This is a genomic window from Serratia sp. Tan611 (assembly GCF_905188235.1).
GTDB classification, from domain to species: Bacteria; Pseudomonadota; Gammaproteobacteria; order Enterobacterales; family Enterobacteriaceae; genus Serratia_B; species Serratia_B rhizosphaerae.
This window is the reverse complement of the sequence record NZ_LR994655.1, coordinates 4,660,309-4,673,863: the sequence shown is the minus strand read 5'-3', so window position 1 is coordinate 4,673,863 and position 13,555 is coordinate 4,660,309. Positions and strand designations below refer to the sequence as shown.

General features: G+C 59.3%; 13 protein-coding genes. 4 read left to right on the top strand and 9 right to left on the bottom strand.

Going from position 1 to position 13,555, the window contains the following annotated elements:
* Positions 1-42: 42 nt before the first annotated feature.
* Complete coding sequence (gene gntX, locus TAN611_RS22115; protein ID WP_111737909.1) at positions 43-726, bottom strand: DNA utilization protein GntX; 684 nt, start codon at positions 724-726, stop codon at positions 43-45.
* Between the two features lie 38 nt (positions 727-764).
* On the opposite strand from gntX, the gene bioH reads away from it, so the two are divergent.
* Both bioH and TAN611_RS22105 read left to right on the top strand, forming a co-directional pair.
* Complete coding sequence (gene bioH / locus TAN611_RS22110; protein WP_203067002.1) at positions 765-1,541, top strand: pimeloyl-ACP methyl ester esterase BioH; 777 nt, start codon at positions 765-767, stop codon at positions 1,539-1,541.
* Positions 1,542-1,797: 256 nt separating this feature from the next.
* Positions 1,798-2,082, top strand: a complete 285-nt coding sequence (locus TAN611_RS22105) for a YdgH/BhsA/McbA-like domain containing protein (protein WP_015962219.1) — start codon at positions 1,798-1,800, stop codon at positions 2,080-2,082.
* A 38-nt stretch (positions 2,083-2,120) separates the two neighbouring features.
* Here TAN611_RS22105 and TAN611_RS22100 read toward each other — a convergent pair whose 3' ends face one another.
* The 5 genes from TAN611_RS22100 to greB all read right to left on the bottom strand — a co-directional run bounded on the left by TAN611_RS22100 (position 2,121) and on the right by greB (position 8,502).
* Positions 2,121-2,360 carry a FeoC-like transcriptional regulator gene (locus tag TAN611_RS22100; RefSeq protein ID WP_105232946.1) on the bottom strand — a complete coding sequence of 80 codons (240 nt, stop codon included), beginning with the start codon at positions 2,358-2,360 and terminating at the stop codon, positions 2,121-2,123.
* On the bottom strand, positions 2,360-4,681 hold the full coding sequence (feoB, locus tag TAN611_RS22095; protein WP_105233545.1) for a Fe(2+) transporter permease subunit FeoB: 2,322 nt from the start codon (positions 4,679-4,681) through the stop codon (positions 2,360-2,362). The genes TAN611_RS22100 and feoB overlap by 1 nt, the downstream gene beginning before the upstream one ends.
* Before the next feature lie 44 nt (positions 4,682-4,725).
* On the bottom strand, positions 4,726-4,950 hold the full coding sequence (gene feoA / locus TAN611_RS22090) for a ferrous iron transporter A (protein ID WP_105232945.1): 225 nt from the start codon (positions 4,948-4,950) through the stop codon (positions 4,726-4,728).
* A gap of 592 nt (positions 4,951-5,542) precedes the next feature.
* Complete coding sequence (locus tag TAN611_RS22085; RefSeq protein ID WP_203067001.1) at positions 5,543-7,873, bottom strand: Tex family protein; 2,331 nt, start codon at positions 7,871-7,873, stop codon at positions 5,543-5,545.
* 155 nt (positions 7,874-8,028) lie between these two features.
* The gene (gene greB / locus TAN611_RS22080; RefSeq protein ID WP_105232943.1) at positions 8,029-8,502 is read right to left on the bottom strand and encodes a transcription elongation factor GreB; all 474 of its coding nucleotides are present in this window, start codon (positions 8,500-8,502) and stop codon (positions 8,029-8,031) included.
* Positions 8,503-8,769: 267 nt separating this feature from the next.
* On the opposite strand from greB, the gene ompR reads away from it, so the two are divergent.
* Complete coding sequence (ompR, locus tag TAN611_RS22075) at positions 8,770-9,489, top strand: two-component system response regulator OmpR (protein WP_004709363.1); 720 nt, start codon at positions 8,770-8,772, stop codon at positions 9,487-9,489.
* On the top strand, positions 9,486-10,859 hold the full coding sequence (gene envZ, locus TAN611_RS22070) for a two-component system sensor histidine kinase EnvZ (RefSeq protein WP_105232942.1): 1,374 nt from the start codon (positions 9,486-9,488) through the stop codon (positions 10,857-10,859). Before ompR ends, envZ begins: the two co-directional genes overlap by 4 nt.
* 32 nt (positions 10,860-10,891) lie before the next feature.
* Here the strand turns inward: envZ and TAN611_RS22065 are convergent, their stop codons facing one another.
* The 3 genes from TAN611_RS22065 to pckA form a co-directional block, all read right to left on the bottom strand.
* Positions 10,892-11,371 (bottom strand): type II toxin-antitoxin system VapC family toxin, encoded by a 480-nt coding sequence (locus tag TAN611_RS22065; RefSeq protein WP_111737906.1) that lies wholly within the window; start codon positions 11,369-11,371, stop codon positions 10,892-10,894.
* Entirely contained in the window at positions 11,368-11,628 is a 261-nt protein-coding gene (locus tag TAN611_RS22060; RefSeq protein WP_105232940.1) for a plasmid stabilization protein, read from the bottom strand. The genes TAN611_RS22065 and TAN611_RS22060 overlap by 4 nt, the downstream gene beginning before the upstream one ends.
* A 123-nt stretch (positions 11,629-11,751) precedes the next feature.
* On the bottom strand, positions 11,752-13,371 hold the full coding sequence (gene pckA, locus TAN611_RS22055; protein ID WP_105232939.1) for a phosphoenolpyruvate carboxykinase (ATP): 1,620 nt from the start codon (positions 13,369-13,371) through the stop codon (positions 11,752-11,754).
* Between the last annotated feature and the right edge of the window lie 184 nt (positions 13,372-13,555).

Genomic DNA, 13,555 nt, shown 5'->3' with positions numbered 1-13,555 from the left:
TTGACTTCTATAGTAGGTTATAATACGCCCATTATTCCGGCACTACAATGTGCGGCAAATACACCATATCTGTAATGAGGCGACGCCCTGCGCCTGCAGCAGCGCGGCGATTTCCGCCGCCGTACTGCCGGTGGTTACCACATCATCCAGCAGGACGACGTGCCGCCCGGCCAGATTATCCTCACAGCGAAAGGCGCCGCGCAGATTGCGTTTGCGCTGTCGTGCCGTCAGGCGCTGCTGTGCGGCGGTGGCGCGTATGCGCCGCAGCGCCTGCGGGCGATATTCACAGCCCAGCCAGCGGGCCAGCGGCGCCGCCAACAGTTCGCTCTGATTATAGCCGCGTCGCCAGCGGCGCATTTTCTGTAAGGGTACCGTTAAAATCATCTCGGGTCTGTTCAGATATTGCTCTCGGCGCAGGTGCAGCCAGCGCAGTAGCAACAGCCTGGCCAGCAGCGGCGCCAGCTCCGGACGGCGTTGAAACTTGAGCTGCTTAATCAGTCGGCTCAGCGGGCTGACATAGTCGGCGACGAACACCAGCCGCTGCCAGGGCGGCGTTTTTTGCAGGCAGCGGCCGCAGGGGTAACGGGTGTCGCCGGCAGGCAGGCCGCAGCACGGACAGCAGGGCGGCGGCATGGGCAGCTGGCGCAGGCAGTAGCTGCAGATACCGTGTTGCGCCAGGCGCAAAGGCTGCCGGCATAGCCAACAGCGGCTGCGGATTGTTAGCATAGCGTCCTCCGTGACGAGTCAAACAAGGACAATAACTGATGACAGCGCTGTACTGGCAAACAATGGGTGAAGGCGATCGCGATCTTGTGCTGTTGCACGGCTGGGGGCTGAACGCCGAGGTCTGGGGTTGCGCGCTGACGCGACTGGCGCCGCATTTCCGGCTGCACCTGGTGGATCTGCCCGGCTATGGGCACAGTCAGGGCTTTGGGGCGTTGACGCTGGCGCAGATGGCGGACGTTGTGCTGGCGCAGGCGCCGCAGCAGGCCTGGTGGCTGGGCTGGTCGCTCGGCGGGCTGGTTGCCAGCCAGGTCGCCCTGACGCAGCCGCAGCGGGTCAACGGTCTGATTACCGTGGCGTCGTCGCCGTGTTTCTCCGCCCGCGACGACTGGCCGGGGATTCGTCCCGAAATATTAAGTGGTTTCCAGCATCAGCTGAGCGAGGATTTTCAGCGCACGGTGGAGCGCTTCCTGGCGCTGCAGACGCTGGGTACCGAGAGCGCCCGCCAGGACGCCCGTACGCTGAAATCGGTGGTGCTGAATCAGCCGATGCCGAGCGTGGAGGTATTGAACGGCGGGCTGGATATTCTGCGCACCGCCGATTTGCGCCGTCAGTTGGCCGATGTGCGCTGCCCGCTGCTGCGTATTTACGGTTATCTGGACGGTTTGGTGCCGCGCAAAGTGGCGGCGCTGGTGGATGAGCTGGCACCGGACTCCCGCTCGGTGGTGGTCGCCAAGGCGGCGCATGCGCCGTTTATCTCGCATCCCGATGAGTTTGCCGACCTGATCCTGCGCTTTGTCGGCGACGGCGCACTTTGATCCAGCGCAACGCCCGACTAAAAATATCGGCGATAACTGGCTAAAAAACCAAGCTGTCCGATACTGAATAAGTCAATGTGTTGGCTGCAAATGAAAGCGCTCTGTAGCCGCTCTTTTATATCGGCGCTCAGTCTCTGGGTGAGGGGGAACGTCAGGGAAATGGCGAACCTCCGGGCGTCGCGGCAGCCTGTTGTCACAAGGTGTTTATTTTTGACGACCTGAATAACGTATAAATTATCCATTGAGAGGTAGAGTTATGAAATCATTGAAGATGATCGTTGCTGCTCTGGTTGTGGGTTCCGTGTCTTTCAGCACCATGGCGGCCACGCTGCTGACGCAAGAAGATCTGGATAAGAATCCGGGAAAATACGAGAAGATCGGTACGGTGAGCACCACGGCGGAAACCACTTCGCCGATGGACGCGAAAGAGAAGCTGTCCAAACTGGCCGATGAGAAGGGCGGGCAGTATTACGTGGTGATCGCGGGCCGCGAGCACGGCAAATTCAGCGCCATCGCCGATGTGTATAAAGACAAACAGTAATTGCTGATTAACCGGGGGCGCATGGCCGCGCCCCTGGCTCACGCCTTCAGCCGATAGACCCGCGTCGTACAGGCTTTCCCTTCCGGACAATGTTTGCAGGCGCCGCTCAGACAGCCGCCGTCATCCATAACGCGGCATTCTGCTTTACCCAACGCAATTAAGCGATCGAGCATGGCCTGCACCAGCGGCAACGGCGCGTTCAACTGCCGGCTGAGCTGCTGTGCCTGAGCGCTGCCGCAGATCGCCAGCGCATCGCGCACCTGCAGCAGGCTGGCCATCAGTGACACGCCTTCTGTGAGGATTGGCAGCAGTCGCCGCCCGTTGTGGCGACGCTGCGCAGCCTGACGGTGACGCGGCTGCGGGCTTTACGCAGGCCGAACAGCACCAGCAGGTTGACCACCACCACCGCAGCCAGACAGAGCAGGCTGTACTGAGGATGCTGGCTGAAGGTGGCAATCTGGTAAAACAGCGTCGCCAGCGAATAGGCGATGTTCAGCCCCCACAGAATGGAGAAGGTCATCCAGCCGCGGCTGGATTCGCGGGCGATGGCCCCCATAACCGAGACGCACGGCACGTACAGCAGCACGAAGATCAGGTAGCTGTAGGCGGAAACCGGCGTGCCGAATTTGCTGCTCATGGTGCCCATCGAACTGACGCCCATTTCGCCGTCGCCTTTACTGGCTTCGATCGGGTTGGACAGGACGCTGAGGCTGAAAGTGTCTTTCAGCCCCTGCCAGGTTTCCTGCAGCGCCGCGTGCAGCTCATCCAGCAGGTTGAAGTTTTCGGCATCAAACGCTTCGTGAGTGATGTGTTCAGCGGTGTACAGCGTGTTCAGCGTGCCCACCACCACTTCTTTCGCCATCGCGCCGGTCACCAACCCGACGGTAGCCTGCCAGTTATCGCCGTGCACGCCCATTGGCTGCAGCAGCGGCGTCAGCACTTTGGAGACCGAGGCCAGCGCGGAATCATTGATGCTGTCCACCGGCTTGCCGCTGAAGGAGAAGCTGTTCAGGCCGCCGATAAAAATGCTGGCGATGACGATCACCTTGCCGGCGCGCAGCACGAAGCCTTTCAGCCGTTGCCAGGTTTGCAGCAGCAGGCTTTTCAGGTGCGGCACGTGATACACCGGCAGTTCCATCACAAACGGCGAGGCTTCGCCGCGCATAATGGTGTATTTCAGCACCAGACCGGTCAGGATCGCCACCAGAATGCCCAGCAGATACAGCGAGAACACCACGCCGGCGCCGTGCTGGCCGAAAAAGGCTGCGGCGAACACGGCGAAAATCGCCAGTCGGGCGCCGCAGGACATAAACGGCGCCATCATGATGGTGATCAGCCGTTCGCGCTGCGCATCCAACGTGCGGGTGCCCATAATTGACGGCACGTTGCAGCCAAAGCCGACAATCAGCGGCACAAAGGATTTGCCCGGCAGGCCCAGCGCCTGCATCAGCCGGTCCATCACGAACGCGGCGCGCGCCATGTAGCCTGAATCCTCAAGGAATGACAGGAACAGGTACATCATGCCGATTTGCGGCACCAGCGGCAGCACGGTGTTGATGCCGCCGCCGACGCCCTGCGCCAGGAAGATCGTCAGCCATTCCGGGGCATGCAGGGTATAACCGAGCCATTGAATCCCCTGAATAAACAGGGCGGCCGAGCCAAGATCGAAAATCGGCTGCAACGCGCCGCCGATATTGATGGCCAGCAGGAACATCAGGTACATCACCAGCAGGAAGATCGGTACGCCCAGCCAGCGGTTGAGGATCACGCTATCCAGCATGTCGGTCAGCCGGTTCGGCCGCGCCTGCTGTGCATCGCTGACGCTGTCGCAGATGGCGGCGATGGACTGGTAGCGCGCATCGGCAATCACCAGCGCCGGATCCTCCTGTTGCTGTTGCTCCAGCGACTGTCGGGCCGCCGGCAGCAGCGCGGCGGCGTCGCCCGCCAACTGGTGACTGTAAATATCGCCTTCGAGCATCTGCAACGCCAGCCAGCGGCGCTGCCCGTTCGGCAGCGTCTCGGGCATGGCGGCGCTGAGGGCGTCGACTTCCTGCAGCAGCAGCGGCGGGTAGCTGACCAGCGCGGTGAGCTGGTTGAACTGGTGGTTATCGATGATCTGTTTGAGCACGCCGATGCCGTCGGCCTTGGTGGAAATCATCGGCACCACCGGGCAGCCGAGCCGTGCCGACAGGGCGGCGACATCAATATGGATATGCTGGCTGCGGGCGATATCCAGCATGTTCAGCGCCAGAATGCAGGGGATACCCAGCTCCAGCAGCTGCAGCGTCAGATAAAGATTGCGTTCAAGGTTGGAGGCGTCGACCACGTTGATCAGTAAGTCGGCGTCGCCGCTGAGGATGTAATGGCAGGCAATTTGCTCATCCAGCGAGGTTTGTTCGGAGATGGTGGTCAGTGAATAGGTGCCGGGCAGATCAACCAGCGTGACCCGCGATTGTGGCGTAGTGAACTGACCCTCTTTGCGTTCTACCGTCACCCCTGCCCAGTTGCCGACCCGTTGACGGGCGCCGGTGAGCTGGTTGAACAGCGTGGTTTTCCCTGAATTCGGATTGCCGATTAAACCAATGGTGAGTGTTTTCATCATTATTTTTCATGCCGCATGAGAGTGTCGACGACGGCCCGGCGTTACGGTTGCGCTTCAAGCGCCAGCAGGGCGAGATCTTTTTTACGTAATACCAGGCTGACGCGTCGGGTTTTTATTTCTATCGGGTCACCGAGCGGGGCAACGCGAATCACGTCGAATAATGAACCGGGCAACATGCCGAGCGATAAAAGTTTTTGTCGATAGGCCGGGCTGATTTCAGGCGAAAAACCGGCGATCTTATAAGAGCGTTTGGGCTGTAGATGCATATGACCTGCTTGATTTTTCTGGGCGCGCTGAGCGTTTACGCCAACGCGTCGAGCATTGAATACGGCGGCCGCCGACACCGCTTCAGGTCGCTGCCGATAAGAGATAAACACGTACAAGAATAATAGTGAGAACGATTATCCAATTCAATACGGATAGTGTGGCTATTGGTAACGATTCGTTATCGACTGCATGCGGTATGCCGTTACTTGTATCACCTGGCTGACGGCGCGGCAAATGAGGTAAATGCGTTAAATTTATTAAAAATTCACATCCACTTTTTCTTATTTGAGCGTGGTGTGAACTTGGCGTGAGGATATGATGCTGCTTTGCTACATCGGTGAAATTATCATTAACAGGGCCTGGTGCTGCCAATGGCGTTAACGCATTGTGTTATGGCAGAAATAAGCGCCATGAAAGCGGAATGTTAATGAAAATGTGAATGAGAACGTGTTTGACCGTGCGCATAGGGTGAAGAGAGAGACCGGTAACGGGAGGTAAAAAAATAGCGCCGGAGTTGCGGCAGGTCAAAAAAATGCGGGTTTTATCTAAAACAGGCGGAGCCGGACGGCCCCGCCTGAGACGCTGCGGCGGTTAACGCTTTTTGCCGAACGCCGCCGCCAGCGCATCGCCCATGGCGCTGTTGCTGGCCGGGGCGTTGTTGCGCGCTTTTGGCCGCTGGGCCTGCTGGCGCGATGCGCTATCGCGATCGCGCGCCGGCGCGGAACCGCCGCGTCGCGGCGAACCTTCGCCCGGCTGCTCGTCCAGGCGCATGCTCAGCGCGATGCGCTTACGCTGCAGATCCACTTCCATCACCTTCACCTTGACGATGTCGCCGGCTTTCACCACGGTGTGCGGATCTTCGACGAACTTGTCGGCCAGTGAAGAGATGTGCACCAAACCATCCTGATGGACGCCGATATCGACGAAAGCGCCGAAGTTGGTCACGTTGGTCACCGACCCTTCCAGGATCATGCCCGGCTGCAGGTCGTTCAGCGTTTCCACACCGTCGGCAAAGGTAGCGGTTTTGAACTCAGGGCGCGGGTCGCGGCCCGGTTTTTCCAGCTCCTTCAGGATATCGGTCACGGTCGGCACGCCGAACTGCTCGTCGGTGAAGTCGCTGGCCTTCAGGCCGCGCACCGTGCTCGGGTTGCCCATCAGATCCTGCAGCGCCTGCTGGGTGGCGGCCAGAATACGCTCCACCACCGGGTAGGTTTCCGGGTGCACGGTCGAGGCGTCCAGCGGGTTGTCGCCGTGGTTAATGCGCAGGAAGCCGGCGCACTGTTCAAAGGCCTTCGGCCCCAGGCGGCTGACTTTCAGCAACTGTGCGCGGTTGTTGAAGCGGCCGTTCTCGTCGCGCCAGCTGACGATGTTCTGCGCCATGATGCGCGTCAGACCGGCAACGCGGGTCAGCAGCGGCACCGACGCGGTGTTCAGGTCGACGCCGACGGCGTTTACGCAGTCCTCAACGACGGAGTCCAGCTTTTTCGCCAGCTGGCTTTGGCTGACGTCGTGCTGATATTGACCGACGCCGATGGATTTCGGCTCGATTTTCACCAGCTCCGCCAGCGGATCCTGCAGACGGCGGGCGATGGACACCGCGCCGCGCAGCGACACATCGAGGTTCGGGAATTCCAGCGCCGCCAGCTCCGAGGCGGAGTAGACCGAAGCGCCGGCTTCGCTGACGATCACTTTCTGCGCCTTGACCGCCGGGAACTGCTTTTGCAGCTCGGCAAAGAAGCGCTCGGTTTCACGAGAGGCGGTGCCGTTGCCGATCGCCACCAGTTCGACGTTATGTTTGGTGCACAGCGCGGCGACCGCGGCAGCGGCTTTGGCGGCCTGGCCGGTGTGTGGATAAACGGTATCGGTCGCCACCAGTTTGCCGGTGGCGTCGACCACCGCCACTTTGACCCCGGTGCGCAGGCCCGGATCGAGACCCATGGTGGCGCGCATGCCGGCCGGCGCCGCCATCAGCAGGTCATGCAGGTTGCGGGCAAAGACGTTGATGGCTTCATCTTCGGCGCGCTCGCGCACCGTGCCCATCAGTTCGGTTTCCAGGTGCAGCAGCACCTTGATGCGCCAGGTCCAGTTGACTACCGCCTTGCGCCAGGCGTCCGCCGGCGCGTTGTTCAGCCGCAGATCCAGATGGCTGATGATGATCTGCTCCGCCTGGCTTTCACGCGGCGCTTCGTCGAACTGCGGGTCGGCATTCAGCGACAGCTGCAGAATGCCTTCGTTGCGGCCGCGGAACATTGCCAGCGCGCGGTGCGAAGGCACCTGGGCGATTGGTTCGTGATGGTCGAAGTAGTCGCGGAATTTCGCGCCTTCCTCTTCTTTACCTTCCACTACCTTGGCGACCAGATGGGCGTTCTTCCACAGGTAGTTACGCACTTTGGCCAGCAGCGCGGCGTCTTCAGCGAAGCGTTCCATCAGGATATAGCGTGCGCCGTCCAGCGCCGCTTTCACATCCGCCACGCCTTTGTCGGCGTCGACAAACCGTTCCGCCAACTGTTCCGGCTGCTGTTGCGGATCCTGCCACAGCGTATCGGCCAGCGGCTCCAGACCGGCCTCAATGGCGATCTGGCCGCGGGTGCGGCGTTTCGGTTTGTAGGGCAGGTACAGGTCTTCGAGTTCGGTTTTGCTCAGCGTGGCGTTAATCGCGCCCGCCAGTTCGTCGCTCAGCTTGCCCTGATCGTCAATGGATTTGAGGATGGTCTGGCGGCGATCTTCCAGTTCACGCAGATAACCCAGGCGGGTTTCCAGCTGGCGCAGTTGGGTGTCGTCCAGGCCCCCGGTGACTTCCTTACGATAGCGTGCGATAAACGGCACGGTATTACCTTCATCCAGCAGGCGGATTGCGGAGTCGACTTGCTCCGGACGCGCCTGCAGCTCTGTTGCAATAATGCGGCTCAGTGGCTCATTCATAAGTCTGGTATCTGTTAAGAACGGTGAATAAACAGGGGACAGTTATACGTACTGCCGGTGAAAAATGCCAGCGTGCCTGGCCGGCGCCGCACGGCCGCTGCGCCGGCAGCGCAGGGCGGTGCTGGCGTGAGGCAAGGTTCGGAATAGGCTGAAATTTATTTAACGTATTCAATCTGATTGACGTACCACAGCGCTTCGCCGAGCGGCGTGTTGACGGTAACGGCGTCGCCGACCTCTTTTTTCAGCAGGGCACGTGCCATCGGCGCGTCGATGGAGATGTAATCTTTGCGGCCGAAAATCTCGTCGTAGCCGACGATGCGAAAGCGTTTTAGGTCGCCGTCGTCGTTTTCCACCTCAACCCAGGCGCCGAAGAAGACTTTGCCTTCCTGCTGCGGCGAGTAGTCGACGATTTTCAGCTGTTCCAGGCATTTGGTCAGATAGCGCACCCGGCGGTCGATCTCCCGCAGGCGCTTTTTGTTGTACTGGTAGTCGGCGTTTTCGCTGCGATCGCCGAGGCTGGCCGCCCAGGTGACCTTTTTCGTCACCTCCGGCCGTTCTTCGCGCCACAGGTAATCCAGCTCTTGTTTAAGTTTGTTATAACCTTCGCGGGTTATTAATTGAGTTCTCATCGTTACCCACCTTAATGGAACGGCCATGGGATTTTATCACGCAGATTTTCGCATAACCTGGTGTATGACGGGCATTTTATCGCAATGTGATATGCTGCGCAGCAGCGTGAATAATGACGGGGAACCCTCCGTCCGGGTGACGAAAACAGTTGATAAATAAGCTTTGTAACAATTTCGGCTAGAATATATACCATTAATCGCTGTCCGATATGACAGGGTTTTTTAACAATATTCGCATCAGGCAATACAGCCTTTGGGAGTAATACAATGCAAGAGAATCATAAGATTCTGGTCGTTGATGACGACATGCGTCTGCGTGCGCTATTGGAACGCTATTTAACCGAGCAGGGTTTTCAGGTGCGCAGCGTGGCGAACGCCGAACAAATGGACCGCCTGCTGACGCGGGAGTCGTTCCACCTGATGGTGCTGGACCTGATGCTGCCGGGGGAAGACGGTTTGTCTATCTGCCGCCGCCTGCGTAGTCAGAGCAACCCGATGCCGATCATCATGGTTACCGCCAAGGGTGAAGAAGTGGATCGTATCGTCGGGCTGGAAATCGGCGCCGATGATTACATTCCGAAACCGTTCAACCCGCGCGAACTGCTGGCGCGTATCCGCGCGGTACTGCGCCGCCAGGCCAATGAGCTGCCGGGCGCACCATCGCAGGAAGAGGCGGTGATCGCCTTCGGCAAATTCAAGCTGAACCTCGGCACCCGTGAAATGTTCCGCGAAGACGAGCCGATGCCGCTGACCAGCGGCGAGTTTGCGGTGCTGAAAGCGCTGGTGAGCCACCCGCGCGAGCCGCTGTCGCGCGATAAGTTGATGAACCTGGCGCGCGGCCGCGAATACAGCGCCATGGAGCGCTCGATCGACGTGCAGATCTCTCGCCTGCGCCGTATGGTGGAGGAAGATCCCGCCCATCCTCGCTATATTCAGACCGTTTGGGGCCTGGGCTATGTCTTTGTACCGGACGGCAGTAAGGCATGAGGCGATTGCGCTTTTCACCGCGTAGCTCGTTTGCCCGAACCCTGTTGTTGATCGTCACTTTGCTGTTCGTCAGCCTGGTGACGACCTATCTGGTGGTGCTGAACTTCGCCATCCTTCCCAGCCTGCAGCAGTTTAATAAGGTCCTGGCGTACGAAGTGCGTATGCTGATGACCGATCGGCTGCAGCTGGAAGACGGCACGTTGCTGGAGGTGCCGCCGGCGTTCCGTCGGGAAATCTATCGTGAGCTGGGGATCTCGCTGTATACCAATGCCGCCGCAGAAGAGAGCGGCCTGCGTTGGGCGCAGCACTATGAGTTCCTCAGCCAGCAGATGGCGCGCCAGCTTGGCGGCCCGACCGATGTGCGCGTCGAGGTCAACAAAAATACGCCGGTGGTCTGGCTGAAAACCTGGCTGTCGCCGGATATCTGGGTGCGCGTGCCGCTGACCGAGATTCATCAGGGCGACTTCTCACCGCTGTTCCGCTATACGCTGGCGATTATGCTGCTGGCGATCGGCGGCGCCTGGCTGTTTATCCGTATTCAGAACCGACCGCTGGTGGAGTTGGAACACGCGGCGCTACAGGTCGGCAAAGGCAATATTCCGCCGCCGCTGCGTGAATATGGCGCGTCGGAAGTGCGTTCGGTAACGCGCGCGTTTAACCAGATGACCTCCGGCGTGAAGCAACTGTCGGACGACCGCACCCTGCTGATGGCCGGCGTCAGCCACGATCTGCGCACCCCGCTGACGCGTATCCGCCTGGCGACGGAAATGATGGGCGCTGAGGACGGCTATCTGGCGGAGTCGATCAATAAAGATATCGAAGAATGTAACGACATTATCGAACAGTTTATCGACTACCTGCGCACCGGTCAGGAGATGCAGACGGAGCTGTGCGATCTCAACGCTATTTTGGGTGAGGTGATCGCGGCGGAAAGCGGCTACGAGCGGGAAATTGACGCCAGCCTGGCGCCAGGCGAGCTGATGATGAATGTGCATCCGCTGTCGATCAAGCGAGCGGTGGTCAACATGGTGGTCAACGCGGCGCGTTACGGCAACGGTTGGATCAAGGTCAGCAGCGGCAGCGAGCTGCAGCGCGGCTGGTTCCAGGTGGAAGATGACGGCCCGGGCATCAAACCGGAAGAGCTGAAGCACCTGCTGCAGCCGTTTGTACGCGGCGACAGCGCGCGCAGCACCAGCGGCACCGGTCTGGGCCTGGCGATTGTGCAGCGTATTATCGATGGCCACGCCGGCGCGCTGGAGTTTGGCGTCAGCGAACGCGGCGGTTTGCGGATGCGCGCCTATATTCCGTTACCGATGGCTACCCGCGATGCGCTCAACGGTAATAACGGCCAGCCGAAAGAGAAGGCCTGACCCTCCTGCTGAAGGGCGCCGCCAGGCGCCCTTCAGGATTTACGGCTCATCACATAGTATTCGGCGGCGTCTTCATGCAGGCGCTGCCCCGCCGGCACCTGCCAGGGGTCGATCAGCTTAATGCCGCAGTGGAGAAAACTTTTGCTGTTGCGCGTGGCAAGCGTAGCGCCATGCTGCAGGCAGGTGGCGGCGATCTGCGCATCGGGCATGCTCATCGGCGTGCCCTGCCTTTGGTTACTGTCCATCAGCTCCGCATACTGCATGGCGCATAGGGCATCAAACGGCAAAATCTGCTCATCAAATTTAATCTGAATCGCCTCCGCCAGCCGGAGCCTGAGCGCCCGTTGGCGTTTGCCGTCCGGCATGCCGGTCACGCTGCTGAATAGCTCGGCGACAACGATGGCGCTTAAATACAGCTCACTATTATCTTTTTCGTTCAGCCAGCTGATCACGTTGTAATGCGGATTGGGGCGCAGCGTTTCTGCGATCACGCTGGTGTCGAGAATAATCATGCTTGCTCATCATCATCGAAGGTTGCGCGGCGCGGCGGCACGGCATCGCGCGGCGGGATCGCCAGCTCTACGCCGCCGAATTCGGCAAAATGCTGATGCATCCAGGTACCCAGCCCGTAACGCGCCGGCTTTTTCGTCAGCGCCTGTTTTAAAATCATACGCGCTTCTTCCTCCATGGAGTGACCATTTTTGGCGGCTGAAATGCGCAGCAGCTCTTTGATCTCATCATCGAGATTTCTGACGGTTATGGTAGCCATTGAACCCTCCATTGATGTCAATGATTGCAATGCCGTCATTATCTCACCCGGTTGTTTATTAAACAATGCGGGGGCGTAAAAAAGGCGCGGAAGCCGCGCCTTGAGTGAAGAGCTGAGAGAGGGTTACAACTTTGGACCGGCGCTGACCAGGGCTGCCCCGGCCGGCGTATCGGTGTATTTATCGAAGTTGGTGATAAAGCGTTGCGCCAGATCCTGCGCTTTCTCTTCCCACTGCGCTTCGCTCTGGTAGGTGGCGCGCGGGTCAAGGATCGCGGGGTCGACGCCAGGCAGCGCCGTCGGCACCGCCAGATCGAAGATCGGCAGGGTGATGGTTTCCGCCTGGTCGATTTCGCCGCTGAGAATGGCATCGATAATGCCGCGCGTATCTTTGATTGAGATACGTTTGCCGGTACCGTTCCAGCCGGTGTTCACCAGGTAGGCCTGCGCACCGGCGGCCTGCATGCGTTTAACCAGCACTTCAGCGTATTGCGTCGGGTGCAGCGACAGGAAGGCGGCGCCGAAGCAGGAAGAGAAGGTCGGCGTTGGTTCGGTAATACCGCGCTCGGTGCCTGCCAGTTTGGCGGTAAAGCCGGACAGGAAGTGGTACTGAGTCTGGTCAGCGGTCAGGCGCGAAACCGGCGGCAGCACGCCAAAAGCGTCAGCGGTCAGGAAGATCACCTTGGTGGCGTGGCCGGCCTTGGAAACCGGTTTGACGATGTTCTGGATATGGTAAATCGGGTAGGAAACGCGTGTGTTCTCGGTTTTCGAACCGTCATTGAAATCGATGCTGCCGTCGGCCAGTACGGTGACGTTTTCCAGCAGCGCATCGCGCTTGATGGCGTGGTAAATATCCGGTTCGGCTTCTTCGGAGAGCTTGATGGTTTTGGCGTAGCAGCCGCCTTCGAAGTTGAACACGCCGTCGTCGTCCCAGCCGTGCTCATCGTCGCCGATCAGTTGGCGCTTCGGATCGGTGGACAGCGTGGTCTTACCGGTGCCGGACAGGCCGAAGAACACCGCCACGTCACCCTGTTCGCCGACGTTGGCCGAGCAGTGCATGGAAGCGATGCCCTTCAGCGGCAGCAGGTAGTTCATCATGGAGAACATACCCTTTTTCATTTCGCCGCCGTACCAGGTACCGCCGATCAGCTGCATGCGCTCCGTCAGGTTGAAGGCGACGAAGTTTTCCGAGTTCAGCCCCTGCTGCTGCCAGTTTGGATTGGTGCATTTGGCGCCGTTCATCACCACGAAGTCCGGCTCAAAGTCTGCCAGCTCTTCGTCGCTCGGGCGGATGAACATGTTTTTCACGAAGTGCGCCTGCCAGGCGACCTCGGTGATAAAGCGTACTTTCAGGCGGGAGTCGGCATTGGCGCCGCAAAAGGTATCAACCACGAACAGGCGTTTACCGGAGAGTTGCTGAGTCACCAGCTGCTTCAGCTCGCCCCAGACTTCCGGGCTGAGCGGTTTGTTGTCATTTTTGCCTTTCCCCTGATCGGCCCACCACACGGTATCGCGGGTCACGTCATCGCGGACAATGTATTTGTCCTTCGGGGAACGGCCGGTAAAGATCCCGGTATCGACGGCTACCGCACCCAGGTTGGTCACCACGCCGCGCTCGTAGCCCGTTAAGGAAGGGTCGGTTTCTTCTTTAAACAGGAGGTCATAGCTTGGGTTGTAGACGATCTCGCCGGCGTTGTGGATCCCGTAGGCGGCAAGATCCTGGGGGGTTATACCTTTAGCACACATGTCACTACTCCTTGGTCACAGAATTTCTGCGGCCAATTGTAGGTATTTAATAGTGCGTAACCGCGATAGGTATCAAATATTTAACGTTTTAAACTAAATTTAGTTACGAAGTGAGAGATAGCACACGGAAAAAAGCAAACGTGCAAACGGAAAGGGCTGACGGGGCGCGCTTCGGCCCCGTCAG